The 25,706-nt window shown below is 40.0% G+C and carries 26 protein-coding genes, 2 tRNA genes and 3 pseudogenes; 17 read left to right on the top strand and 14 right to left on the bottom strand.

What is annotated here, in order from left to right; translation table 11 throughout:
- The first annotated feature begins 958 nt into the window (after positions 1-958).
- Genes V7K97_RS07120 through V7K97_RS07110 form a run of 3 tightly spaced genes read left to right on the top strand, consistent with a single transcriptional unit; the run spans position 959 to position 1,726 of the window.
- The gene (locus V7K97_RS07120; RefSeq protein ID WP_334800092.1) at positions 959-1,189 is read left to right on the top strand and encodes a hypothetical protein; all 231 of its coding nucleotides are present in this window, start codon (positions 959-961) and stop codon (positions 1,187-1,189) included.
- A 41-nt stretch (positions 1,190-1,230) separates the two neighbouring features.
- Positions 1,231-1,482, top strand: coding sequence for a hypothetical protein (locus V7K97_RS07115; protein WP_334800091.1), 252 nt, complete (start codon positions 1,231-1,233; stop codon positions 1,480-1,482).
- Positions 1,463-1,726 carry a Txe/YoeB family addiction module toxin gene (locus V7K97_RS07110; RefSeq protein ID WP_194042817.1) on the top strand — a complete coding sequence of 88 codons (264 nt, stop codon included), beginning with the start codon at positions 1,463-1,465 and terminating at the stop codon, positions 1,724-1,726. Before V7K97_RS07115 ends, V7K97_RS07110 begins: the two co-directional genes overlap by 20 nt.
- Before the next feature lie 79 nt (positions 1,727-1,805).
- Here the strand turns inward: V7K97_RS07110 and V7K97_RS07105 are convergent, their stop codons facing one another.
- Complete coding sequence (locus tag V7K97_RS07105) at positions 1,806-2,330, bottom strand: helix-turn-helix transcriptional regulator (RefSeq protein ID WP_334800089.1); 525 nt, start codon at positions 2,328-2,330, stop codon at positions 1,806-1,808.
- Positions 2,327-2,779 carry a DUF6932 family protein gene (locus V7K97_RS07100; protein ID WP_334800087.1) on the bottom strand — a complete coding sequence of 151 codons (453 nt, stop codon included), beginning with the start codon at positions 2,777-2,779 and terminating at the stop codon, positions 2,327-2,329. The genes V7K97_RS07105 and V7K97_RS07100 overlap by 4 nt, the downstream gene beginning before the upstream one ends.
- A gap of 295 nt (positions 2,780-3,074) precedes the next feature.
- Between V7K97_RS07100 and V7K97_RS07095 the strand changes: the two genes are divergently transcribed.
- The 4 genes and pseudogenes from V7K97_RS07095 (at position 3,075) to V7K97_RS07080 (ending at position 4,895) form a co-directional block, all read left to right on the top strand.
- Positions 3,075-3,983 carry a nucleotidyl transferase AbiEii/AbiGii toxin family protein gene (locus tag V7K97_RS07095; RefSeq protein ID WP_334800085.1) on the top strand — a complete coding sequence of 303 codons (909 nt, stop codon included), beginning with the start codon at positions 3,075-3,077 and terminating at the stop codon, positions 3,981-3,983.
- Positions 3,984-4,018: 35 nt separating this feature from the next.
- A pseudogene (locus tag V7K97_RS07090) lies at positions 4,019-4,186 on the top strand (AbrB/MazE/SpoVT family DNA-binding domain-containing protein); the annotation flags it as partial.
- A 75-nt stretch (positions 4,187-4,261) separates the two neighbouring features.
- Positions 4,262-4,489, top strand: coding sequence for a hypothetical protein (locus V7K97_RS07085; protein ID WP_334800084.1), 228 nt, complete (start codon positions 4,262-4,264; stop codon positions 4,487-4,489).
- Positions 4,479-4,895 (top strand): annotated as a pseudogene (locus V7K97_RS07080) (putative toxin-antitoxin system toxin component, PIN family). Before V7K97_RS07085 ends, V7K97_RS07080 begins: the two are co-directional and overlap by 11 nt.
- 24 nt (positions 4,896-4,919) lie before the next feature.
- Here the strand turns inward: V7K97_RS07080 and V7K97_RS07075 are convergent.
- The 6 genes from V7K97_RS07075 to argF all read right to left on the bottom strand — a co-directional run bounded on the left by V7K97_RS07075 (position 4,920) and on the right by argF (position 12,328).
- Positions 4,920-6,200, bottom strand: a complete 1,281-nt coding sequence (locus V7K97_RS07075) for a hypothetical protein (protein WP_334800083.1) — start codon at positions 6,198-6,200, stop codon at positions 4,920-4,922.
- A 352-nt stretch (positions 6,201-6,552) separates the two neighbouring features.
- Entirely contained in the window at positions 6,553-8,625 is a 2,073-nt protein-coding gene (locus V7K97_RS07070; protein ID WP_334800082.1) for an AAA family ATPase, read from the bottom strand.
- Entirely contained in the window at positions 8,622-8,795 is a 174-nt protein-coding gene (locus V7K97_RS07065; RefSeq protein ID WP_334800081.1) for a hypothetical protein, read from the bottom strand. The genes V7K97_RS07070 and V7K97_RS07065 overlap by 4 nt, the downstream gene beginning before the upstream one ends.
- Before the next feature lie 158 nt (positions 8,796-8,953).
- Positions 8,954-10,429, bottom strand: a complete 1,476-nt coding sequence (locus V7K97_RS07060; protein WP_334800080.1) for a DNA phosphorothioation system restriction enzyme — start codon at positions 10,427-10,429, stop codon at positions 8,954-8,956.
- An 85-nt stretch (positions 10,430-10,514) separates the two neighbouring features.
- Positions 10,515-11,120, bottom strand: a complete 606-nt coding sequence (lexA, locus tag V7K97_RS07055; RefSeq protein ID WP_334800079.1) for a transcriptional repressor LexA — start codon at positions 11,118-11,120, stop codon at positions 10,515-10,517.
- A gap of 287 nt (positions 11,121-11,407) precedes the next feature.
- Positions 11,408-12,328: an ornithine carbamoyltransferase gene (gene argF, locus V7K97_RS07050; protein ID WP_334800078.1), complete on the bottom strand. Its 921-nt coding sequence runs from the start codon at positions 12,326-12,328 to the stop codon at positions 11,408-11,410.
- Between the two features lie 388 nt (positions 12,329-12,716).
- Here argF and V7K97_RS07045 point away from each other — a divergent pair.
- Positions 12,717-12,788 (top strand) — tRNA-Thr (locus V7K97_RS07045).
- A gap of 52 nt (positions 12,789-12,840) precedes the next feature.
- Entirely contained in the window at positions 12,841-13,722 is an 882-nt protein-coding gene (locus V7K97_RS07040; RefSeq protein WP_334800076.1) for a hypothetical protein, read from the top strand.
- Here the strand turns inward: V7K97_RS07040 and V7K97_RS07035 are convergent.
- The gene (locus V7K97_RS07035; protein ID WP_334800075.1) at positions 13,702-14,634 is read right to left on the bottom strand and encodes a DUF4351 domain-containing protein; all 933 of its coding nucleotides are present in this window, start codon (positions 14,632-14,634) and stop codon (positions 13,702-13,704) included. The two genes, V7K97_RS07040 and V7K97_RS07035, sit on opposite strands and share 21 nt — an antisense overlap.
- Before the next feature lie 291 nt (positions 14,635-14,925).
- Between V7K97_RS07035 and V7K97_RS07030 the strand changes: the two genes are divergently transcribed.
- From V7K97_RS07030 to V7K97_RS07020, 3 genes and pseudogenes are all read left to right on the top strand, one after another.
- Positions 14,926-15,375 (top strand): HNH endonuclease domain-containing protein, encoded by a 450-nt coding sequence (locus tag V7K97_RS07030; protein ID WP_334800073.1) that lies wholly within the window; start codon positions 14,926-14,928, stop codon positions 15,373-15,375.
- A complete protein-coding gene (locus V7K97_RS07025; RefSeq protein WP_334800072.1) occupies positions 15,360-16,454 on the top strand; it encodes a DEAD/DEAH box helicase in 1,095 nt (364 codons plus the stop codon). The genes V7K97_RS07030 and V7K97_RS07025 overlap by 16 nt, the downstream gene beginning before the upstream one ends.
- Positions 16,451-16,912 (top strand): annotated as a pseudogene (locus V7K97_RS07020) (ATP-binding protein); the annotation flags it as partial. The gene V7K97_RS07025 and the pseudogene V7K97_RS07020, both read left to right, overlap by 4 nt.
- 452 nt (positions 16,913-17,364) lie before the next feature.
- Here the strand turns inward: V7K97_RS07020 and V7K97_RS07015 are convergent.
- Both V7K97_RS07015 and V7K97_RS07010 read right to left on the bottom strand, forming a co-directional pair.
- Positions 17,365-17,706, bottom strand: coding sequence for a PIN domain-containing protein (locus tag V7K97_RS07015; protein WP_334800071.1), 342 nt, complete (start codon positions 17,704-17,706; stop codon positions 17,365-17,367).
- Positions 17,691-17,963 (bottom strand): hypothetical protein, encoded by a 273-nt coding sequence (locus tag V7K97_RS07010; RefSeq protein WP_334800070.1) that lies wholly within the window; start codon positions 17,961-17,963, stop codon positions 17,691-17,693. Before V7K97_RS07010 ends, V7K97_RS07015 begins: the two co-directional genes overlap by 16 nt.
- Before the next feature lie 267 nt (positions 17,964-18,230).
- Between V7K97_RS07010 and V7K97_RS07005 the strand changes: the two genes are divergently transcribed.
- Positions 18,231-19,322: a cysteine desulfurase family protein gene (locus tag V7K97_RS07005; protein WP_334800069.1), complete on the top strand. Its 1,092-nt coding sequence runs from the start codon at positions 18,231-18,233 to the stop codon at positions 19,320-19,322.
- A gap of 91 nt (positions 19,323-19,413) precedes the next feature.
- Here V7K97_RS07005 and pyrE read toward each other — a convergent pair whose 3' ends face one another.
- Positions 19,414-20,037, bottom strand: a complete 624-nt coding sequence (gene pyrE, locus V7K97_RS07000; protein WP_334800068.1) for an orotate phosphoribosyltransferase — start codon at positions 20,035-20,037, stop codon at positions 19,414-19,416.
- A gap of 101 nt (positions 20,038-20,138) precedes the next feature.
- Between pyrE and V7K97_RS06995 the strand changes: the two genes are divergently transcribed.
- Positions 20,139-20,573, top strand: coding sequence for a hypothetical protein (locus V7K97_RS06995; protein ID WP_334800067.1), 435 nt, complete (start codon positions 20,139-20,141; stop codon positions 20,571-20,573).
- 122 nt (positions 20,574-20,695) lie between these two features.
- Here the strand turns inward: V7K97_RS06995 and V7K97_RS06990 are convergent.
- Positions 20,696-20,768 (bottom strand) — tRNA-Ile (locus V7K97_RS06990).
- A 296-nt stretch (positions 20,769-21,064) separates the two neighbouring features.
- Between V7K97_RS06990 and V7K97_RS06985 the strand changes: the two genes are divergently transcribed.
- Entirely contained in the window at positions 21,065-21,766 is a 702-nt protein-coding gene (locus tag V7K97_RS06985) for a hypothetical protein (protein ID WP_334800065.1), read from the top strand.
- Between the two features lie 119 nt (positions 21,767-21,885).
- Positions 21,886-23,283: a hemolysin family protein gene (locus tag V7K97_RS06980; protein ID WP_334800063.1), complete on the top strand. Its 1,398-nt coding sequence runs from the start codon at positions 21,886-21,888 to the stop codon at positions 23,281-23,283.
- 80 nt (positions 23,284-23,363) lie between these two features.
- Here the strand turns inward: V7K97_RS06980 and queC are convergent, their stop codons facing one another.
- Complete coding sequence (gene queC / locus V7K97_RS06975) at positions 23,364-24,038, bottom strand: 7-cyano-7-deazaguanine synthase QueC (RefSeq protein WP_334800062.1); 675 nt, start codon at positions 24,036-24,038, stop codon at positions 23,364-23,366.
- A 412-nt stretch (positions 24,039-24,450) separates the two neighbouring features.
- Here queC and V7K97_RS06970 point away from each other — a divergent pair, with 412 nt between their 5' ends.
- Positions 24,451-25,533 (top strand): Gfo/Idh/MocA family oxidoreductase, encoded by a 1,083-nt coding sequence (locus V7K97_RS06970; protein ID WP_334800061.1) that lies wholly within the window; start codon positions 24,451-24,453, stop codon positions 25,531-25,533.
- The last annotated feature ends 173 nt before the right edge of the window (positions 25,534-25,706 follow it).

Genomic DNA, 25,706 nt, shown 5'->3' with positions numbered 1-25,706 from the left:
ACGCTCCTGGACAAGAAGCAGCCGACTGCCTTGGTTGAAGGGAGAAGAAATCTCTAAACAGGTCTAAGCAGGTTTAGGTAAGTATTTTTAAGCAGTGAGAGTGTTTTCTTTGGATATCCAAAAGTTTATTAAATTTATTCCGTAAAACTATGACTGAGATTTGTATGTAGTTTATAATCTCAAACACATTAAACTTTTCAAGCTGGAAACCTCACAGCAAGGCTTTCAGGCTCTAAAAAGTACAATTTAGATGCGTGACAGCTTATACCAATTTTTTATGAAGCTGCATAGAATTCGATCCCCCCTAACCCACGCCAGTCGCTCCACTTGGGGAGACCCCAAGACCGCGCTGGCTCCCCTTAATAAGGGGGGAACTGGAAAAACATCTATCAAAGTCCCCCTTTTTAAGGGGGATTTAGGGGGAAGAACTTTTAGATCCAATTGTTGGTATAGGTATAATTATCTGGGATTTGTGGGATTACAACCACACGGTAAGTGTAAACAGACCAATTTTACGAGCAGCAATTTGGGACTATTTGGATGAAGTCAAGGATTCACTACTTAATAACCCTGCAAATGGTATTATGATGTCAATTCATCACTTAGAAGATGGCATTCTGAAGTCAGTGGGATCAGCTAATCATCGAGTTTAATTAGTGTACCAAGATCCATAATAGACTGAGAGATATAATCTTAACCTACTGCTATATTTAGGCGATCGCTCTTTTTAACGAACTGCCAACAAAGAAAAGCGATCGCTCTTTTAAACCAGAAGATGGAGAGCGATCGCAGATACAATCATAAGTAAAAGACAAGCAGGCAGAAAATGGCTGAAATTGTCACCCTTCAACTTCCTGAAACACTGGCACAAAAAGCAAAGTAAATCGCTGCTTTCACACATCGGCGACTTGAAGATGTATTACTAGAATGGATTGACCGCGCCATTACCGAACTACCTATGGAGTCTCTACCGGATGAGCAGGTTTTGGCTATGTGCGATATGCAGATGGAAACTCAGCAGCAAGAGGTTTTCAGTGACTTGCAAGCGCGTCACCGAGAGGGACAGCTTAATGATGCAGAAGTTCGTCAACTAGATGAACTAATGCAGGTCTACCGACGTGGCTTAATAAGTAAAGCAAGAGCCTTAAAAGTGGTTGTTGAACGCGGCTTGAAACCAGCCCTCAATTAAAAGTTACAATAAGGTGGTAAAGATAGGAGTAAATATGAATTATGCTTAGTGGGATTAAACAAAAAGCTGTTGTTGGAAAAGATGGCAGGATTGAACTTTCAACAACGGAATTACCAGAAGGAACAGTAGTAGAAGTCATTGTCCTAGTTGAACCATCAACTGAAGAAGATGAAACTAACTATCTTCTGAAATCAGAAACTAACAAAAATAATCTACTCAAAGCTTTGGAAAATGTAGCAGCAGGAAACCTAATTTATGTTGATTTAGATGAATATGAAAAAAGTTGCCTTTGAACCAGAAGCTTTTGAACAATTAGGTCAGTGGGCAACAGAAGACAAAAAAATCTTCAAAAAAATCTTGGAACTGATTAGAGATATACAAAGAGATCCTTTTGCAGGTATAGGGAAGCCAGAACCATTAAAATATGAATTGCAAGGTTACTGGTCAAGACGGATCACTGATGAACATAGATTAGTTTACAAAGTGCAAGAAGATTTATTGATTATTTTGACTTGCAAATATCATTATGAGCAATAAAGTTTATTGAGGTGGGGATATTATTTTAGTTCAGTCTATCGCTCTTTTTTAACTAAATGTAAGTTGTATACGTAACAGCTTAATCTTTTGAAGCTTTAGTTTTAATATTCAGTTTTTCTTTGCGCCATTTCTCCACGCTTTTTTTAACTGCTTCTATTTCGGCAAAATCTACTTGCATAGTTGCCGTTTCAAATTCAACACCCAAAGCGGTGCTGACTTCGAGAATTTCTACAAAACTGGCACATTGATAATCTGTATCCTCATACTCTTTCACTCTTTGTTCATCAATTCCTAATATATCAGCAAGTTCTTGCTGACTAATTTGGGCTGCTATCCGAGCTTTAATTAAAGCATTTGGCAGCTTATTTAAAGAATCAACTTTAATTTTTAAAGGTTTGCTGATGTCGCAATTAATAAGTCTTTCGTATTCTGTGATTTCTGACTTTAGCTCGTCAACTTGACTTTGATATGAGTCTCGGTGAAGCTGACATCGCTCTGGTTCTGCTTTCAAGTGTTCATTGCTATCCAATGACGCTATAGACTGTTCAAAGCGTTGCAACCAATCTAAGGAATGTTGATATTGTTGCTCGTTTTTGATCATCATGGTTTCCACCTTTGTAAATCTATAGCAATAATTCCTTTGCGCGTATTCGTCCTGGTATCAAATTGAAAAAAATCTATGTAGGCTGTACCAGAATCATTAGCTGGATAATTTGACGGAAAGATTTCACCCTTGTACTTAATTTTTTGTTCGGCACGCCGCAGCGCAAAATTAAATAAAGTAGGAGCAATAGATTCTAGGTAATTTATATCAACTCCATTGTCCTCCCAACAGGCATCGAAGTCTCCAGGTTTTTGTTTACTGGTGACGAAACTACCATCAATATAAATAGTTCTACAGCCAGCTGCTTTTAGTTGCGTCATTGCCAGTTCCAGACGGTCTATCATGCGCTGTCTAGTCAAACTTGTAACAAATATTTCTTGAAATTCTGACCATTCTGCCCAATGCACCCCTGATGGTAAAATACCACTTTCGTCAAATTCTGGAATCATTTCTCACACCCTAGCACAGCTTATACCATTTCTTTTTGAAGATGCGCCTATGGGACTTACCAAAACCTCGCTGTAGGGGCAATTCATGAATTGCCCCTACGTGAATAAAGCGCAGCCTCACATAGAATTGGTATTAATTATCCAGTTATGAGTGTCCCATAATTATTTAAAAATCCCAGTTTTAACCAAAAACTGCATAAGGACTAAAGTGATCGAGGAGCATTACAATGGTGAATACAGGATTTGGGTTTGGATTTTGAGAGAGTTTATTATAGAAAAAATTCAACCATATTTTATGCTCAATCCACAAAAGCTACCATTTCTAGAGTCTATTGGTTGGCAGCTAAAAAATGTATATCAAATGAGTGAGAAAGAGATTGTTCAATTGTATCAACGCAATTGGCATCATCAAACTACCTTCAACAATTTAAAACAAGAAGAAAAGGATTTTGTTCATTATTTAGCAAAAAAATATAACTCTTGGATATTACCGGATTTTGAAATGTTTCATCTCAATCATCATAATAATATACTTAAAATCCTTAATGCTTTCAATCCAGAAGTTTTCAAAAAAGCTTCTGCATGCTTTGGTGGTGGTACACTCTTGGCGTTAGAATATGATGAATACAGGCTTAGTAAAGATATTGATTTTCTCTTCCCTTATGGAACTGAAAATTATAGGTATTTAAGAAACTTGATTTACGATGAAGGAATTGTAGCATTATTTCAAAGTACAACAGATATCGAATTAGGTGACAGTACAATCAATCAATATGGTATTCGTTTCCCTATTGTAGTCAATGAAACAACTATTAAAGTAGAAATTGTAGCCAATGGGATTTTTACTTTAGACCCTCCTGTTTATCCAGAATGGACAAAAATACCTTGTCTGAGTATAAGCGATAGATTTACATCAAAACTAATGGCTAATGCTGACCGATGGAACGATTCAAGTACACAATCTAGAGATTTGATTGACTTAGCAATATTACGTATAAATAACGAAATACCCGCACATGCAATCGCTAAAGCTGAAGAAAACTACGAAGTAAAAAAGCCATTAATTAAAGCCATCACTAATTTTATTGAAAAAGAAAGATATAGAGATAAATGTTTTCATGAGTTAAACATACCTGAAGAAAAATTTTCCATAATAATGGATGGAATAAATTGGCTTCTTGTTGATTTTGAATCTATGAATTAAAGGAATTTAAAATGCAGTCATCACTACCAAACGAGCGAGAATTTATTATTATTGATATGGGTGATGGAATTCTTTTAAAGCCTAAGAAGCTTTTTCCAGAAACTAAATTAGATGATGTAGCAGGTTGTTTAAAATATCAAGGAAAACCTAAAACTCTTGAGGATATGGATAATGCGATTCGCCAAGGTATAGAGGAATCATGATTTAAAAGTAGAAAACTGGTTCAAACCTGATTAAAAAATCTAACAAGTCCCTATTCCCTAACTTCAGAACTCACCATGACTCAAAAAACCTATCAACTCCCCCTAACCTTCGAGCAAATTCTTAATCTTGTCCTACAACTTCCCGCACAAGAACAAGAACAACTTATTCAAGAAATAAAAAAAACCTTTTCAAATAATAAAGATGAAGATTTACTTAGTGTTTTTGACAGAATCGGCAGAAATGCTCAAGCCAAAGGATTAACCGAAGAAACTCTAGAAGAATTACTCGCCAATGAATCATAAACTAATTGTCATTGACACAAATGTTTTACTTAGTGCTGCTCTAAGTCCTAATGGAACAGCCCGTAAAGCCCTAGATAAAGTCTATAAAGAATTCAAAATTGCTCAAAGCGATGAAACTTATCAAGAATTAAACACACGAATTTACAAACGTAAGTTCGATAAATATATCTCAGATTAAGAAAGACAAGATTTTTTGGACATAGTTAAAAAGTACAGTCAATTTATAGAAATAAAATCTCAAATAAACACCTGTAGAGATCCAGATGACAACAAATTTTTAGAACTTGCTAAAGATGCCAATGCAGAATTTTTAATAACAGGAGATCAAGACCTTTTATCACTCAAGACCCTAGCCGAATATCAAAACCAGATTATTACTCTCAGAGAGTTTATTGACCTTGATTAATTCATCTTTAATCCTGTAATTAGTTCACATGGAAGGCTGTAAATCTAAAGGTTTAGATGGAATAATGTACATTAATTCTGCACCGTCTGGTTTAATTTCTGTAGACGGAGCTAATTTAAGCCAGTCATGAAAGCTGATTCCTAGTTGGGATATTGCTTGTACTTCTGTTTGGTAAGATTCAAAGCGGCGATTGGTTTCAATCATAGATTCCATTACTTCAAATACTTGGGGAAGACGTTTGTAAGCTTCTTTTTCAAATCTCCCTGTGAGTGGAGTAGGATTTCCTCCGAATATGCCCCATTGGATTTCACTACGATCTATAATTGCCGATGGAAGGGATGATAGCCATTTTTGAGGATCTTTGGCTATTTTAAACAGATTTTTACGCTGAAGCTCAAACATAGCATTTTCATCCAAAGCTGGGTCAATCCATTGATAAATTTTGGTCAGTCTTCGCAAATCAATCTGACCTTTTAACTGAGGATCTAAGTATGCTGCGGGGTTAGAGGTTAGCAGAATATCAACATACTTATGAATACGAGAACGGATAACTTTAGCCCCTTCTTGAAAGCGGCGAAGTGCTGTTTCATGTTCCTCTAGTTCTAAATAGCAACGTGCTTCAGCTAGGTAGGCTAAAGATAAAGTCAGCAGATATTTATCAGCAATTTGGCTTTTTTGCTCAATTTCGATATCAGTATATTCAGTGTAGATATGCTGTGCTTCTAAAAAGCGGTTAATAGCTTGTAGTGCGCTGCTTCTACGATTTTCAATTTTGGTCATTGTAAAAGCATTATTTGCTAATTCGATTGCAGCACGAAAATTTGCATAGAAACTAAGGTCTATTTTGCGGTTAATTTTATTTAACAATTTTGCTGCTTCTTTTAATTGATTTTCTATCTCATTGATACGCTGCGATATAACAGCAAAACCCATCACAGATACCCCAAGATTAAGTACACTAGCAGCAGTAGTTACTTGCAAAAAACCTTGAGTTACTTGTAAACTTTGCCCAATTACCCCTAAATCTTGTTCAATGCCACCTAGTCGTCGATTAACATCAGCAAATCCTTTAGTTGAAATTGCTGTGTTTGCTCCTGAAACAATCAAATTGAGTACACCAGTAACAGGATTGGTAGCGAAAGACATAGCTTGAGGAGCAAGCGAGCGATTGTCCCGCAACCAAGTAACAATTTTCTTACTGGCTACTTCTCTAATTACACCTCCAACCCGTTCAAAAGTTCCATCTTTCAGCCCTTTAGCAATCCAATCAGCAAGCATAAAGGTTACTGTCACTGGTAAACTCATAATCTTCTCCAAGTTGATAAATACTCAGCAGCGCTATATCTGGCAAAAAGTCGCTTGGATCTCCGCAGCAAATAACCGCGCTTTACTCAGTATTCCCAATTTGAGTTCTATTCTGTCTAATAACGATCGCTCTTTTTAACGAACCGCCCACGCTAACAAAGAAAAGCGATCGCAGATACAATCATAAGTAAAAGGCAAGCTGGTAGAAAATGGCTGAAGTTGTCACCCTTCAACTTCCTGAAACACTGACAGAAAAAGCAAAGTAAATCGCTGCTTTCACACATCGGCGACTTGAAGATGTATTTTCCTCGTTCTCTGGTTCCGCCTAGACTCGCAACCATAACTTTATCCTTTAAACATTACGTTCAACCTCGATAATTTCAGTATATTCATACTCATTCGGACTTTGTTTTACCAAAGGATATCTTTCTCCACCTAACTGAATATAATCTTGTTCGCAATCCGGCTTAGATGAATAATACGTCAGCACATATTCTCTACCAATTCTGTTTGTCATTTCTGCTTCTACTTCACCCCGCCACTGAGTCTTAGTAACTAAAACTATCAACTGATTCGCTAATTGGGGAATTGTCTTCGCAATGTGTCGCCGCGAACTTTCATCTAAACTACCGAAGGGCGAATCCATGACAATTGGGAAAGTGCTACTGTCGGGAATCATCATCATTTTCCGTTTTTTACTCCATTCCCGCACTTTGTCAATAATGCTGGCAATAAAGGATAAACTGAGAATTTGATTCTGCCCGGTGGATGCTGCAACTAGTGCTTCTATACCTGTAGTGTTTTCTACTAATGTCAGTTCATATTTATCGCTGATTTTAGGAATATATGGAGTTACAGAAATTTCCGTGAATATCTCTTGTACTCGTTTTTCAAGTTGCAGGCGAAATTGTTGTTCTTGACGATTTTTAACTTCTGTTAATCGTTCGATTGCATCTTGAGTAGCATTAATTCGTCGCTGTGCTAAAGTTTGGTTGTCTTCATTCAGCTTTTGTTTGGCAATTTGTTTGTTTAAATTTTCAATTTCAGTTGTGAGTTGAGCAATTTGCTGCTGATTTGCACCTTGTTCTCGATTCAATTCATCAATTTTACTTTCAATTTCGTCTAACCGTTTTTGCAAACTGCTAATTTCTTCATTAGCATCTTTTCGCAATCGCTCTTGAATATTGTCTAAATCGCCTTCAATTTGGGATATGCTTTGCCTTAACTGATTAATCCTAGTTTGCTCTCTATCAACTTCTTCCCAAAATCCGATGGCTTGCTTATCAATTTCATCTACTTGAGCTATCATCCGAATTGCAGTTTCTTCTACCGCCGATGAACCTGCTTTATTTAACCATGTACTCACATGAGTATGAGAATGATTACCCTCGTGTAATTCTGCACCACAAATACAACGTTGAGAATTGAGTAAATCACTGACAAATTCCCGCGAAATTCCTGATGTTAACTCGCCTCGCTGTTTTAAATCATTGATAATTCCTCGAAACTGGGCTGTAGTTTCTGACAAGAAAACTGTATAACCTCGTGCCGAAATAACTTTTTTCAGCGTTTCTTTGTTTTTTTTATATTCTTCTTGATTCGCCGCTTTCTGAGATTCTAAATCCTGACATCTTTCTTGCAATTCCTTAGCTGCGCTCAGTTCTCGCAAACGGTTACTTGTTTCTTTTTTAAAAGTTTGTTGATATTCTAACTCTTCTTTAATTTCTGTTTGCCGTTTGGTAATGCGTTCACGTTCTCGCTCTATCTTTTCTTGCTGTCGCAATAGTTGTTTAGTTTGGGAATCACCAATAGCTTTTAACTCATTTTCTAGAGTTTTTTTAGCATCTCCCAAATGTCTGATAGAACGGTTGATTACCTCCACACCCAAGAAAATTTTTATAGCTTCGGCAATTTCCGCTTTTTTATCAGAACGGACTATTTGTTCAATTCGTTCGCCGTCAAAGAAAAAATATTGATGTAAAGTGGCGGGTAGAATTTGATTAATTATATCTTCTAGTTGCTGATCTTGGATCTTCCAGTTGCCATCGTCATCACCAACCCATATATATAATTGAGTTTTGCCAGCATCAAAATCACCTTCGTTTTTATAACCCCGACAGAGGCGTTTAACTCGATAGCGTTTACCGTCGTGTTCCCAGCCAATTTCTACCCAACATTCTACAGCTTGACCTTTTGGAGTTTCTGCGATCGCACGTTTATTAATTAGCTGTTCTATCGATGCAAAGGCTGCACTAAATTTTTCATATAATACCCAAGTAAAGGCATTTAGTAAACTGGTTTTTCCAGAGCCATTATTCCCATAAATAATCGTTGTGTTGTGAACATCTCCACCAGCTAGGAGCATTTCTGGTGTCTTACCATAAAAGGAGCGAAAGTTGCATAGCTTAATTGAAGTTAGCTTCATCGCACCTCTTCCTTGATAATCTTCAAAATATTATCATTGATATGGCTGTTGCTTTTCTTATCTAGCCTACCTTTTTCCTCCTTCCAGACTCGCTCAATAATTTGCCGTACTTCCGGTGGAGCGCTGGTTATTGGCTCCTGCACATCATCAATATTCGCCTCTTGTGACATATTGAGTTTTGAAATATACTTTTTCTATATTTTAACTTTCTTTAGTGCTGGAAGAGCCTCAGTAAAGCCACTGTTTACGTTCTCTTTAAAATCATAATTTTATTATTTCATACTTAATGCTTCTTTTTTCAAAAGTCGAAAAATTTTACAATTGCTCATCAAATATCTAATAAACCATATCGCTTTTGTAAATCCAGTAATTTCATTCTGGCAACGCCTGCATTATCAGCCAAATCAGCAAATTCTACAAAGCGGCGCAATTCCTTTTTTAACAGATTGCGCTCAACTTCTATGGTTTCTCTATCTAAATCTGGTGGTAAAACAATCATGTCAAATATAGTAGCGCGTTCCTTTCCTGGATGAGGACGTAAAACTCGCCCCCGTCGTTGAATGAATTGGCGAGGATTACCAGAACTTGATAAAATCACCGCAGTTTGAATTGCCGGAATATCAACACCTTCATCTAAACAACGAATTGCCACCAAACCTTGCAATTCGCCGCTTTCAAATTGACAACGTAATATTTCTCTTTCTTGTAAAGTTGTTTGAGCCGTATAGGTGCTTACCTTGTACCCCAAATCCACGCCCAAAATTTTAGCAACAGCTTTAAGTTGGCGTAGAGATGAACGTTGTCCCGCCTCTTGGGAACCATCACTACAATAAAAAAGAGTGTGAGTAGTTTCGCGGCGAGTTGTCATTAAATCCCGCAAAGCATTTAATTTATTTTCCGCCGCACCAATTAATCTTGCCCTTTGCATCAATAACGGTTTTAAATCTTCATTGTCTTCAAAATTTCCGCCATTTTCCCGATCGCGATAAAGTAACGATCGCCCAATTCTTTTAGTTAACTTTAAATAGGCAATACTTTCTGCTTCAGTTAACTCCACCAGCACCGGATAATAGAGATAATGTACCAAAGCACCTTGAGCGATCGCATCCCTCAAAGTAAACTCTGGCTGGAGAACTGGGCCAAAATAATCAAATAAAGATTGCGTCCCAAAATCATCAAAATACCTTTCCGGTGTGGCAGATAAAGCTAGTCTCAACCCAACACTGCGCGGTAAACTTTCTTCTAACTTGGGTGCGCCTAAATTATGCGCCTCATCCCCAATAATTAAAGTTTTGGCGGGAAAATATTTGAGTTGAGACTGAAACCCATCGCCAATTAAAGTCGAGTTCGTAGTAATCACCGTCACAAACCGTTGAGAACCAGAACGCAGATTATAAATTTGGGTAGAAAGTTGACTTTGCCAAGTGCGTAAATTCTCAAAGGCTAAAATGGGTTGCAAATTAAATTTTTCACATTCTCGCGCCCATTGGGTGACGAGATGGCGATAGGGACACACCACCAACAGAACTTGTAAATTAATCTGCTGATATAATTCACAAGCGATCGCTAATGCGGTAATAGTTTTACCACTACCAGTAGCCATTTTCAGCGTCCCTCTGCCATTGTTGGTAAACCAGCTAGCGATCGCTTGGCGCTGATATTGCCGCAATTGCAGAGACACAGGCATTCTTGGGCATCCTGGTAATGGTTGCGAAGTGTAATAACTGCCCAAAATTTCCCTTGCAATTGGTAATTTCAACCGGAAAGTGGGCAGCTGCTGCACTGAATTTTTCGTCAGGTACATATTTATTTAGTCATTAGTCATTAGTCATTAGTCATTGGTACTTATCTTTCCCAATCCCTATTCCCCAATCCCCAGTCCCCATTACTCAGTTGTAACCCCGCCAAACACCAATGAGTGAACCCTGCACCTGTACTTGCATAGCGCTGACTTCAATAGGATTGTACTTAGGATTTGCTGGTTTGAGGGTAACGCGATCGCCTTGGCGATAAAAACGTTTTAAAGTTGTACCAAATCCATCTACTCTGGCGGCGACGATGGTACCATTTTTTAAATGATTAGGTTCTGCTACTGGACGCAGGAATACCACATCGCCATCAGCAATTAAATCTTCAATCATGCTATCGCCAGCTACGCGCAAAGCGTAGGTTTGGGGAGGTAACTCGAAATTAGAAAAGTCTAAATGATCTACAGCATCAGTAAACGGTTCTATTAAACCACCAGCTGCGATCGTGCCCAAAATTGGTACACCTTGCTTCACAGCACGCAAAATCCGAATCGTTCGTGCTTGGCCTTCAGTCCATTCTATATATCCTTTAGTGCGTAAATGCTCCAAACGACTTTGAATTGGTGCTGGTGACTTCAGGTTCATCGCTTGCATCATTTGGCGAATAGAAGGCGAATGCTGGTGCGTTCTGATGTATTCTGCCAACCATTCGTAAAGTTCTTGTTGAGCTTCCGTTAGACGTTCCATAAATTTGCAGGGAGTAATTATAAATGTCTCTAGAACATTAGTACTACAAAAAACTCCCCATAACAAGAGAAAAGTAAAAATATGAAAGGCAAAAGTAAGAATATTCTTTTTTCTTTTACCCTTTTATTTGGGATTTTTTACCAGCAAGTAGTCAGGAGCCAATCGCACACTCGCTATTTTGACTCCTGTACAGAGGGCAGGGCAAACGCATCTATTTTGTACAGAGGCGATTAATCGCGTCTATTTTGTACAGACGTGATTAATCGCGTCTCTACTCCTAACTCTTTTCATTCCGCCCCTAAGATACTAGCAAGCAAAGCCTTTTGCGCGTGCAGTCGATTTTCTGCCTGTTCCCAAACTTTTGATTGAGAACCTTCAATAACGGCCTCGGTAATTTCTTCACCACGATGGGCTGGTAAGCAGTGTAAAACAATTGCCTCTGGTTCAGCAAGGCTCAATAGCTGCTCAGAAATTTGGTAAGGCTCGAAAATTGGCATTCGGTTATCTGCTTCTGCTTCTTGCCCCATACTTGCCCAAACATCAGTGTAAAGTACAGCAGAACCCTTAGCAGCTAATTCGGGATCGTGAGTCAGGAGAACTTCAGTTTTATTATTAGCGATCGCTCTTGCCTGTTCTACAATCCGAGAATCCGGCTCATAGCCGCTAGGAGTAGCAATTCTGACATTCATCCCCACCAAAGCACAGCCCAACATCAGAGAATTAGCCACATTATTTCCATCACCCACGTAGGTTAAAGTTAACCCAGCAAGAGTACCAAAGCCTTCTTGAATCGTCAATAAATCCGCTAATATCTGACAGGGATGTTCTGCATCGGTAAGTGCATTAATCACTGGAATCTTGGCGTAGTCAGCAAAAGTTTCCAAATCCTGCTGTGCAAAAGTGCGAATTGCCAAAACATCCAGATATCGATCTAATACCCGCGCCGTATCCTGCAAAGGCTCTCCGCGACTAACTTGAGTAACATTAGGGTTGAGATCGATTACCTGTCCACCCAGTTGGTACATCGCCACAGTAAAACTTACCCGCGTGCGAGTTGAAGCTTTAGAGAACAACAATCCCAAAACTTTATTACACTGCAACTTCAACTGTTGTGATTTAAGTTGAGTTGCCAATTGCAGGAGTTCTTGGAGTTCCGTTGGACTGATATCCGATAGACTTAATAAATCTCGTCCGAGCAATGCTGCCATGCTTGTAATCTGTAAAAAATAATTATATATTTCTGTTCCTTTATTCAACCGTGCCAAGAAAATACAGTTTTAGAACTGACCAGATATTTTTGCGTTCAGTTCAGGATTTGAGTGAGCTTTTGGTATAAATATTAATTTATCAACTTTATCAGTGATTGCGATCGCCGATTTGTTTCTGTTTCATCACAATTGCTACGGACATCAAACCATTTAGGCGGCACAAAAGCGGCGATATTGCCAAAATCTCTAGTCTTCTAGCCTAATTCCTGAAGAGGGAGATATTTTTAGCAATTACAGGTAGACAAATAAATTGATTATGGTAAAATAAGAAATTGTGGTTGCTATTTAAAAGCAATGCTCAACAGTGGGCTACGCCTACGCTCAACTTGCCAGCATAGCACAGTGGTAGTGCATCCGACTTGTAATCGGAAGGTCGCGAGTTCAAATCCCGCTGCTGGCTTTAAGTATACATAAGGGTTTGAGTTGTCGATTGTGTACAGCGATCGAGCCAATTGACGATCTACCGGAGTGCATCATGTTCTAAAAATTCTCCAAGGAATGAATTAATTAACCGTCGAGATTTAACCTCTCAAGGGGCGAAAGCTAGACGAGAATTGATTCAGGCAATGTTAGAACATCAAAATGAAGAGAGATTAGCTTTAGAAGGTTATGGTCCCGAAGTTAGTATGTATTATTCTCTGTTAGAAGAAACAGGGATTTATCGCCAGGAAGATGATTATTGGGATTTTTATCCACCATTAGAAAATTCGGGGTTGCATTATCTCTGGGAAGCAGTTGAGACTTTTTGTTTAGCAGCAACAGAAACAAGCCAAACTTTTAATTTACTTTATCAACATTTAGCATCACCTCCCTACGGTGTGAAACAAGGTGCAGTTCCGGTTATTTTAGCGGCGGTACTGTTGTATCACGCTGATGATTTGGGACTTTATCAAGATGGTACATTTATTCCTGTATTAGGAACAGAACATTTTGAATTATTAGTTAAATATCCTGAACGCTTTGCAGTTAAGTATTTTGCAGTAATCGGATTAAGGGCAGAAGTTTTCAAAGAATTAGAAGCAATTTTACGCAATCCTCAATTAAAAAAATTGGGTAAAGTTCGTAATGCCACTCTGTTAACGGTAGTTACTCCTCTTTATCAGTTTGTTAATAAACTGCCTAAATATACTCAACAAACCCGACGTTTAGCAGATGAACCAAGAGCCATTTTAAAGGCATTAAAAACTACTGTTGAGCCTGATGAATTGTTGTTTAAAGCTTTACCAGCAGCTTGTAATTTACCCTATATCGGTACTGAAGCCGGGGATGATGGTGTCACTGCGAAGACTTTACGCACTAAGTTAGTTCATGTTTTATCCTTGTTGTTGGTTTAACCAAGTTTCTAAATCAGCAACATTAGAAAAGTCTAGTAATGCTTCTCCTAGATTTTCTAATTGTTCAATCGATAAACCTTTAATTTCCTCGATTAATGATTCATTAATTTCCCCAACACGGCGATTGAGCAGACGTATAATTAAATGTTGTTCTCCTTCCTGTCTTCCCTCTTGTCTTCCTTCTTGTCTTCCTTCCCGTCTTCCCTCTTGTTTGGCTTGTTCTCTGTCTCTTTGATAAAGTGGTTCTAGTCGCATAACTAACTCCCTATCATCTGCTTCTAATTCTTGATTTACTCTCAAGTTTTCGCGCAAGTTGTAAACTAATTCCAGGGTTGCTTTTTGGTATGGATGATTTAATGGTAACGCTTGCAACTCGATAATCGCTTGGGACTGCACGCTTCCCCTACCCAAAAGCCTCAACCATAACGTTTCCGGTATCTGTGGTAATTGATGTATCGCTACAATTGCTGTCCGCAAAGCATCTGGGAGAAAATGTACTCCTGATAACCAACTGTCTCTTTCAAGAGTTCCAAAACTAGATAATCTAGTTTCAGATACCGTTGGAGTCAGAACCCACAATTTGGGAATTTCTGAGTCTTGAAGTTTGATTTTATTGGCTTTAGCTTCTCGGCGCAAAAGAGCCTTTACTTCTAATAATTTGAGAATACAGTCGCAGATTTCATCGGTAGAAGCTGGATTGCGGAATGGTTCTATGAGTGCAGGATTTTCAGCAAACCTTCCTAGTAAACCCAGTATTTGTAAATTAGAGTTTTGCTGTTTAGTAGGAGTGAATAAAACATCTATTTCTTTAATTTCCCCTGAGATTTTTTCTGATGATTTGACTTCTCCGTAATCTTTTAGCAATTCTTCAAGATAGTCTTTGGCAAATTTGTCATGTATAAAGCGCGTCATTCAATTAAGAGTCCTCTAGTTATTTAAATTATCAAGAGTTGGTGCAATGCGCGATCGCGCCCATTGGTGTAAACTTAAGCTGAAATCTCCTGACTCCATGAGTTTTGCCCTCACCCCCAGCCCCTCTCCCAAATTGGGAGAGGGGAGCATAATTCTCCAGTTCCCCTTCTCCCAAGATGGGATTCGGGGTTAGGGGATGAGGGCAACTCTAGAACGCTTTCTCTTAACTAACTTTCACGTTAAGTTGACACCAATGGATCGCGCCAACTCCTACACCTTTATTTCCTAGACTTGCTATCTAAAACAGAACAGAAGAAATATTGGAAAACTGTTTTAGAATATCAAGATATTGAATGTATTTATTCTAAGGTTCTCTTAAATAAGAATGAAATTTCATTAGATCATTATCTGCCTTGGTCTTTTGTAGCTCATAATCAACTATGGAATGTAATTCCAACTACAAAATCTGTTAATTCTTCTAAATCTAACAATTTACCATCCGAAGAATATTTTCATGCTTTTGTAGAATTGCAACATCGCGGTTTAACTGTTGCCTATCAAAACATATCTAAAAATCAATGGTTAAAATATACTGAGTCATTTGTATCTGAATTAAAAGTTAGCCAAGCTGATGATTTATTAAATTTAGAGGTTTTGAGTAAGGCTTATAAAACAACAACTCAACCTTTAATTTCTTTAGCAACTATACAAGGTTTTAGCCCTAATTGGGTTTACGCCTAAGAAACAATGAACCCACTTTAGTAATTTGGTTAGCATATAGTGAAGAACTTTGTGAACAAGCAGTTACAGAATTTCAAAAAGCCTGGGACAGTTTAGGCGATCGCACCATCACCACTTACCGCTTCTGGGGCAACCATGAGTTAGACTTAGCACAAGCGCAAGATGGCTTAGTCGTAGCAGGATTAGCGAAAGTCTATAACGCCGCAAAAAAAAGTATTCGCTTTATTAATCAACTGGGTGTGCGTTGTTCATTGGTAATTATCGATGAAGCCCATCAAGCAGTTGCCGAAACCTATAAACTCGTCTTAGATGCTTTAGTCATCCCCTACGAAAAAACCGCCTTATTAGGTTTAACCGCCACACCGGGAAGGACTTGGGCTGATATTAACACCGATGCACAACTAGCAAAATTCTTCGCCCAACAGAAAGTTACTTTAGAAATCCCAGGTTATGACAACCCCATTGATTATCTCGTCGATCAACAATACCTCGCTAAAGTTAACTATCGTTCCTTATTTTATGAAACGGGTATTGAACTAACTCCCCAAGACCTGAATCGGATTAATACAGAATTAGACATACCCCAATATATCCTCAATCGGTTAGCAGCAGACGAACAACGCAACCTCCGCATCATCCTAGAACTAGAAGCACTAGCCCAACACCATCAACGGATTATCGTTTTTAATACCTCCGTTGAACACGCTAGACTCATCGCCGGAATTTTGCGTTTCAGAGGATTTAATACTGATGCTGTTACAGGTGATACCCCCAAATCAGAGAGAGAAAGGCTGATTCAAAGTTTTAAAGACGAACAGCCCCAAACCAAGATTTTATGTAACTACGGCGTTTTAACCACTGGATTCGATGCACCCAAAACTAGCGCCGCCGTTATCGCCCGTCCTACCAAATCACTTGTCCTCTACAGCCAAATGGTAGGACGCGCCATCAGAGGACTCAAAGCTGGGGGTAATGAGATCGCCGAAATTGTCACCGTTGTCGATAGCCAACTCCCCGGTTTTGGTTCAGTTGCATCAGCTTTTCACAATTGGGAAGACGTTTGGAGGAAAAACCCATGAATGCTAACGCCCATGATATAGTGCCGACTCACCTAGCAGTACAAGCTATGCGCGATAACGGTTATAAAAATGCCGCTTATGCTTTAGCCGAATTAATGGATAATGCCATTCAAGCCGGTGCATCCCAAGTAGAGTTACTTTGTGGGGAACGGAAAGAACAGGGGGAGGTGAGGAGGCGATCGCGTATTGAACAAATCGCAGTGTTAGATAATGGTCATGGTATGGATGCTAACGTTTTACGTCTAGCCCTGCAATTTGGCAATGGTACTCATTTAGATGAAGATAAACATACCGGAATTGGACGTTTTGGCATGGGTTTACCCTCGTCCTCTATTTCTCAATGTCAACGTGTAGATGTGTGGTCATGGCAAAATGGTCTAGAAAATGTACTTCATACTTACCTTGATTTAGGTGAAATCAAAAATCGGCGGCTGACCGAAGTACCCGAACCGACTGTGCAACCAATTCCGATGATTTGGAGAAACATCGGTCAAAAATTTGATAAAAGTGGCACATTAGTAGTCTGGTCAAAAATCGACCGTTGTATGTGGCGGACAGGGAAAGCGATTATTGATAATTCTGAATTTGTGATTGGCAGAATGTATCGCAAATTTCTGGATAACGATCAAGTCAGAATTCGCATGGTGACATTTGATTTAGATGCTTTATCTGACATTATTCTAGAAAAATATGCCCTACCCAATGACCCTGGTTATCTAATCGAAAAAACCTCTTGTCCTGCACCTTATGATCATCAAGCAATGTTCCAACCTTGGGAAGGCGATACATCTTACGAAACTACTTATAAAATTAATTTTAAAGATAAAGAACATGATGTAAAAGTGCGTTTTTCCTACGCCAAAGAAGAAGCCCGCCAAGCCGAACCAGGAAAAAACCCCGGTAGTTTGCCTCATATCAACGTGAGATCATTTGCTAAAGCTATCGCAGCAATTAACAAGTCATTTGCTCCAATTGGAGTTCCCAAAGTATCAAGACGAGCGCGAATCTTTCCACCAATTTTTGCTGCTTGACGATCTAGTGGTAAATCAGTAAACTCAGCAAATAAATTTTCCAGATGACTGAGGTTTCTGTTAACATTTTTGCTTTTGTAAGCTCCATAGTACAGTTCACTATAAACAACTGTACAGATGTAAATTTCTTTAGCAGGAATTGTCAGAATTTTTTTGGTAACAGGTGAATTTGATGAATTAAGAATTTGGATACACGCATTTGTATCTAAGAGGTAGGCCATTGAATCTCCTCCCTATTCTCAAAGGAAAGCTGTTCTGGTCGTTCAAGGGGTTCACCTTCCCAACTACCTATGACATTTTCTAAAAACCTATGAGAATACCCTAATTCTTGGGGTGTTTTAGCTCTATGTGAGGGTTCTGGGATCACAGGCTGAAAGACAATTACTACATCTAATTCTTGGTTAGCAATCTCAGGTGGAAGCTGAATTTGCAGAATTCCATCATCACCGATATGTGTTCTAATCTTGATACTTTCCATAACCTGACTCGCTAACTAGAACCCGATACCCCTATAATATCGAAATCATGCTTTATTAGCTTTAACCTTTCAGTAAAAGTGATTAAATCTCACGCAGAGACGCAGAGACACAGAGACACAGAGAGTTGTTATGATCATTCTCTGCGTTACTTTGCGTTTACTTAGCGTTCCTCTGCGTTAAAAAAATGACTAACATAATCTACCTCGATTACCACTCAACTACTCCCGTTGACCCCAGAGTAGCTGAAAAAGTCATGTACTATATATATGACTACTGCTTTTGGTAATGCTAATAGTGTAGATCATGGTTATGGAGATGAAGCAGCAAAAGCAGTTAAACAAGCTCGTCAAAACATAGCTGAATTAATCAATGCTTCTGTCAAAGAAATTATCTTTACATCTGGTGCAACAGAAAGTATTAATTTAGCAATTCAAGGACATATTAATCAACAAAATACTCCCGCCACAATAATTGTTTCCCCAGTTGAACACAAAGCAGTTTTAGATACCTGCAAAGCATTAGCCAAAAAAGGGCTTGCAGAAATTATTTGGTTAAATGTCAATCAACAAGCCCAAATTGATTTAGAACATCTAGAAAAAGTCTGTGCTGCTGGTGCTTCCTTACTCTGTGTGATGGCTGCTAATAATGAAGTGGGGACAATTTACCCAGTACAAAAAATTGGTGCGATCGCATCCTCCTACAATATCCCTTTTTTATGCGATGCTTCCCAAGCAGTCGGTAAAATTCCCCTCAACTTTCAAGAATGGGGTATTACCTATCTAGCTATTTCTGGGCATAAACTTTATGCACCTAAAGGCGTTGGTGCATTGGTAGTGAGAAAAGGTCATTATCTTGAACCACTTATTTACGGTGGTGGACATGAACAGGGACTTAGATCGGGTACACTCAATGTCCCCGGAATCGCTGGCTTAGGGGAAGCTTGTAAGTTTAGACAATTTGAGATGGAAGCAGATGAAAATGCGATGCCTACGGCGGGCTGCGCCTACGCACTTTTGCGAGACACACTACAAAACTTACTACAAGCGCAAATTCCCAATCTAGTTGTGAATGGATACTTAAACAACCGTTTATCAGGTAACTTACATATTTCTATCCCTGACATCCCTAATAGTGCCATTATTGCTAGAGTCCGCCACCAATTAGCCATTTCTACAGGTGCGGCTTGTTCATCAGCTATTGTCGCGCCATCTCACGTTCTGCAAGCGATGAATCTTGCGGAAAATATAATTGAGGGAGCGTTAAGAATTGGTATTGGGAAATTTACAACCAAAGAAGAAATCGAAAAAGCATCTTCTCTGATCGTCAGAGTAGTAAATGAAATTCATCAACTTCTCTAAAAATATACAAAAAAACGAATTATCGTCAGTTGCTCTCTAGATCATAAAAATTTTGTACTGTCAAATTGTTTGACAATTTGACAGGCGACACTTATGAATTTGCAAGTTGTTGGTAACGTTCCTGAACTTCCTGAATCGAAAACAAAGTTTCAAACTTCAACCCAGCCGACTGGTACAACTCACCTCCGCCTTGCTGTCTATCCACCAGTGAAATTACTTGATTTACGGTATAACCTGCATCTTTAAGACGCTCAACCGCTTTTAGAGCCGATTGCCCAGTTGTAACCACATCTTCCAAAACTACTACTTTTGCACCTTCTGGTAAACTGGGGCCTTCTATATAAGCTCTCGTCCCATAACCCTTGGCTTCCTTGCGAATAATCAGCGCTGGTATCGGTCGGTTTTCATAAACAGAAACTAGACTTACTGCTGTCACAATTGGGTCAGCCCCCATTGTTAAACCACCGACAGCCTGTGTATCTACGGGTAAGAAAGGAAACAGTAATCTTCCAACTGCCAAAGCGCCTTGAGGATGGAGTGTTACCTGTGTCTTGTTGACATAATAAGAACTACGCAGCCCAGAAGAGAGGAGAAAATCACCCTCTTGATAAGCAAGTTGGCAAAATAAATCTAGTAACTTGTGGCGCAAGGTAGTCAAATCAGAAGTGGTTGCCCAAATATCTGAGTGGGTAAGAGTTTCAGTAGAATACGTCATTACAAAACATTAAAAGTTGTGCTACACCAAAGGTTGAACTCATGAGAGTTCTGAACTTAAGCATAAATTAAGATTGCCCAAAAATTTGAGGAGTAAGGAACGTGGGTATAAAATTAAAAACCTTTGGTGGTTTATTAATACTGCTTGCTGGTGGTATTGCTTTTCCCTCTGTTGCATCTGCCCAAACTGCAACACCCAATTATGAAACTACGAGTGATGTATTTGAAAGAGCTTATTTTAGTCACGATCGCAATTTCTACGAAAATGGCAGCCTCAAGCGTCAGCTAGACTCACTTTTCGGATCTGGTTCTGGTTTCGGTGGTTCCTTCCCAGAAAATGAAATTGCCCACGATGCTGAATTGGTTAACACTTTATATCATGATGTCATGACTCAGCAAGTTGGCAACGACGCTTATATTCGCACTCCTGATTTACCAAATCCCTATGACACATCGCTGATGATGTCTCCTCGCTTCAATAGCAGCAAACTCAAAGTGGGAACTGAATTCAGGTTTGAAACTTTACCATCTCGGTAAGAGTGGGGAGTGAGGGAGTGGGGGAGAAATCAATTCAAAATTCAAAATTCAAAATTAAAGAATTTATTTCTGCCTCCTGCCTCCTCTTTCCCAATGCCCCATGCCCCTTTTTAATGATTCAGTGCGCCCTGCTGGAATCGAACCAGCCTGAAGGCGAATTATGAGTTCGCTGCCTCCCCAATCGGCCAAAGGCGCTTGTTTTGTTGGGTTTCGGGTTGCTACGAGTCAATTACTTCAACTCTTAGGTCAACCTGATTTGCTAATTTTAGAGTGAGGAAAATACCTCATGCACTGAGTTTAGCCAATTCCATGATTGTAGCATAAATTTACTGCTTGTGAATACTGGACAAGAGTTTACCAGATTTTTATACTACATAATTTGATTATGAATATAGTGCAAACTAATATTGATTAAGTTCCTTTAAGGATTGAGGTCAAAAGCTTCACTATTCTTAAATAGACCAGCATTCTATTGTGATAGCTTGTCAGCGATGAAAATAAATTCTACTGTACTTCTTACTTTGATTTTGTTAATTCTGATGATGGGAGCAGGTTCTGTGAGCGGGTTTTTGGGGTTTGATCTGGGGAGTTCAGCACTGAAAGGCGTTACCACACCAGATGGGCGTCCCACAACCAAATTTGCCAGCAATAAGACAAATAACTCCCAACAGGGTGGGGTAGTGCTATTAAAAGAGGAAGAGATTCTGAAAATTGTCAAGGCGCGAATTGATGGTAAGACCAAGGCGGCTAAATCGGAAAAGCTAGAGGAAGATGATGAAGAAACCAATAACAGCAAGCAGAAGCCAGAGGAAAAACCCCCAGAAGTGGTTGAAGAAAAACCCCTGCCAGGTTTTCCGGTTACTGCCCAGAGTGAAGGTGTAACTATGATTGTGCAATCTGCCCGCTATTCTGGTGGTGATTTGCTACTGAAAGTGAAAATGCAGAACAAAGGTAAGGATTCTGTGCGCTTCCTGTATAGTTTTTTAGATGTTACCGATGACAAAGGACGAACCCTAAGTGCGAGTACAGACGGTTTACCAACAGAATTGCCTGCAAATGGTCCAGCATTTACAGGTACAGTGAGCATTCCCACAGCTTTACTTGATGATGTTAAGAAGATATCACTCGCTCTAACTGATTATCCTGCTCAACAATTGAAGTTAGAGGCATCGAATATTCCTGTAGAAAGGTAGATTGGGACTGGGGAATGGGTATTGGGTATTGGGTATTGGGCATTGGGCATTGGTGATTATCTATTTTTTTACTATTCCCTATTCCCCAGTCCCCATTCCCCATTCCCTATTCCCCCTAAATGGAGGGCGTGAGTTTTACACGAGCTTTGGCGGTGAGTGCTTTTCCTAATTTAACTTTGACAGAGGTGGCGCTGCGGTTGTTGTCAGTGTTACTACTGATTGCTATAAATGCCTTTTTTGTGACGGCGGAATTTTCGATGGTGAGCGTGCGGCGATCGCGTATTCACCAGCTAGTTAAGGCTGGGGATATTCCAGCGATCGCAGTGGAAATGCTACAACGCAGTATTGACCGACTGCTATCTACCACCCAGTTAGGCATTACCCTCTCTAGTTTGGCACTGGGATGGATTGGCGAAAGTACCATTGTCGGGTTAGTGAATGCATGGTTAAAATCCTGGCCTTTACCCAGTGGAATGACTACCTTTCTCGCCCATTCCCTATCAATTCCCATCGCCTTTTTCTTGATTGCCTATTTGCAAATTGTGATCGGCGAACTATGTCCCAAATCCTTAGCCATGCTCTACTCAGAACAGCTAGCGAGGTTTTTGGGGCCTTCGGTAAAAGCGATCGTGCGTTTTTTTGGCCCCTTTATCTGGATTCTCAACCAATCAACTCGTTTCTTATTGCGGATTTTTGGCATCCAATACACTGGTCAAGGCTGGCGACCGCCTGTAACTCCCGAAGAATTGCAACTGATTATCTCTACAGAATGGGGATCTACTGGTTTACAGCGTGCAGAGCGAGAATTACTCAATAATGTCTTTGAGTTTGGGGATGTCATGGCCCAAGATGTGATGATCCCCCGCACCAGTATTATCACGCTGCCAAAAGATGCTACCTTCCAGACATTACTCAAAGAAATGGCTTCTACTGGTTACTCTCGTTATCCCGTGATTGGTGAATCTTTAGACGATGTTCGCGGCATTGTTTATTTTAAAGATTTGGCGCAACCTTTAGCTGTAGGAAAACTCAGTTTAGAGACACAGATCCAACCTTGGATGCGTCCCGCCCGATTTGTTCCAGAACACACGTCCTTAAGTGAACTTTTGCCGATGATGCAGCAAGAGAAACCCGCTATGGTCATGGTAGTGAATGAATTTGGCTCTACTGTGGGACTAGTGACAATCAAAGATGTCATTGCCGAAATCATTGGCGACCCCAGCGAGCCGGAAAACAGCGACGACTTACTGATTCAGATGTTAGGTGAGCATAAATTTTTGGTGCAGGCACAAATTAACCTCGAAGACCTCAACGAAGTTTTGCATCTCAATTTACCCCTGACAAGAGAATACCAAACACTGGGAGGCTTTTTGCTGTATCAGTTACAGAAAATTCCGGCCATTGGCGAAATCTTCTGTTATCAAAATCTCGAATTCACTGTGGTATCAATTGTTGGGCCACGCCTGCATCAGATTCAACTGCTACGCCTAGAGGAGGAGGGGGAAGGAGGCGGATGAGGGAGAAATCAATTCAAAATTCAAAATTCAAAATTCAAGAATTTATTTCTGCCTCCTGCCTCCTCTTTCCCAATGCCCAACTAAGCATACACCACTGGATCAACGAGTCCCAATTCGGCAAAAGCTGCTAGCCGCAAGCGACAAGAATCACACACACCACAGGCGACATCATCACCGGCATAGCAAGACCAAGTTAGCTGCCAAGGAACTCCCAATTGGTTCCCCAGTTGAATGATTTCGGTTTTTTTCAGGTTGATTAGGGGTGCAACAATCTGAATTGCTTGTCCCTCACGCCCTTGTTTGGTTCCCAGGCGAAAAACTTCTTGCATTGCTTGGATATAGTCGGGGCGACAATCAGGATATCCTGAGTAATCTAGGGCATTAACGCCGATATAGACACGCTCTGCTCCGATCGCTTCGGCGTAACCAAGAGCAAAGCTTAAAAAGATGGTATTACGAGCCGGAACATAAGTGACAGGAATATTTTGAGACATTTCATCCAGCGATCGCTCCTGGGGTAAATCAATAGCGTCATCGGTAAGTGCCGAACCACCCCATTGTCGTAAATCAAAATTAACCACCTGATGTTTTGCGATCGCAGCTTCTTGAGCAACACTGAGGGCTGACTGCAACTCTTGGCAGTGTCGCTGCTGATAATCAAAGGAAATAGCATGACATTCACAGCCATCAGCCTTAGCTTTATACAGAATTGTGGAAGAGTCCAATCCCCCAGATAACAGAATTACAGCTTTCATGTCAATTACAAATTTTGGATTTCAAATCGCCAAATCACACACCCGCCCAACGAGTGGTTCCCCTTTTCCAGGGTGACTTTGATTTATTTTCCTCCCTGGGAAAGGGGGGTTAGGGGGGATCTTTATACAAATTGATACTTTACAAACATCCTCTTAGGTCTTAGCGAATTTTCTAAAGTTAATAAAAAGACATATATTTTTTGGAGAAAGTGCAAAATCTCAAGCAAACCCGAAATATCTATACATAAAGATATTTGGATTACGGGAACCGATCACAAACTTTGAAATTCTTCATAAACATAGGCTCTATGTTACCATCTGGATGGTTTTAGACGGATCGTAACTGGCATTTCGAGTATAAACGCCAACGGCCGTAGCGTCTCTAAATTTGGTGGTTGAGGAGAGAATAATAGTGCAAGATAGCATGTCAGTGGCAGAACCGAATCCATACACACAGCGTAACCAGCCACGACCGATCCGCATAGGCGTGATTGGAGTGGGTAACATGGGACAACACCACGCTCGCGTGCTGAGTTCAATGAAAGATGTTGAATTAGTCGGAGTAGCAGATATTAACGTTGAGCGAGGGTTAGAAACTGCCAGCAATTACAAGGTGCGTTTTTTTGAAGATTACTGCGATCTGCTACCCCTTGTGGAAGCAGTTTGTGTAGCTGTTCCCACCCGTCTGCACTATGCCGTGGGTATTAGCTGTCTGTTAGCGGGAATTCATGTTTTGATTGAAAAACCGATCGCAGCCAGTATTTCTGAGGCAGAGTCTTTAGTGAATGCCGCAGCTGAGTCTGGGTGTATCCTGCAAGTAGGCCATATTGAGCGTTTCAACCCAGCTTTTAAAGAACTGAGCCAAGTTCTGAAAACAGAGGAATTGCTGGCGCTAGAAGCCCATAGAATGAGTCCTTACTCAGATCGGGGAAACGATGTTTCAGTTGTGCTGGATTTAATGATCCATGACATCGACCTACTTCTGGAATTAGCTGCTTCCCCAGTCACGAAATTGACTGCTAGCGGTACTCGCTCCCTAGACTCTGGTTATTTAGATTACGTAACTGCTACCCTGGGGTTTGCCAATGGTATTGTTGCTACTCTGACAGCTAGTAAAGTCACTCACCGAAAAATTCGCCGGATTGTCGCCCATTGCAAAAATTCATTTACTGAGGCTGATTTTCTCAAGAATGAAATTTTGATTCACCGACAAACCAGTGCCAATTCTCTCACCGATCACCGACAAGTACTTTATAGGCAAGATGGTGTGATTGAAAAAGTCTACACCACCAATATTCAACCCCTAAGTGCAGAATTAGAACATTTTGTCAACTGTGTACACGGTGGTAATCAACCCTCAGTAGGTGGTGAACAAGCTCTCAAAGCGCTGAGACTGGCAAGTTTGATTGAGCAGATGGCTCTGGAAGATCGAGTTTGGAATCCCTTAGACTGGCAATCGGAACCAAGGGTACAATCATTGACCCCGACAGCCTAGAGGATGAGGGGGATGAGGGGGAAAAGGTAAAATTTTCTCTTTTCTGTGTCTCTGCTTCCGCACAGTTGCACCTAAAATCTGTTTTGAAATTTGCCATCAAATCTTTAGATCCTCCCTAGTCTTTTGAAAAAACCGACTAAGGGGGATCTAAAAAATTAGAAAATAAAATCGTG

The organism is Nostoc sp., from assembly GCF_036917815.1.
Lineage (GTDB): Bacteria > Cyanobacteriota > Cyanobacteriia > Cyanobacteriales > Nostocaceae > Nostoc.
Note: the sequence above shows the minus strand (reverse complement) of the source record. Positions and strands in the feature narration are given on the sequence as shown.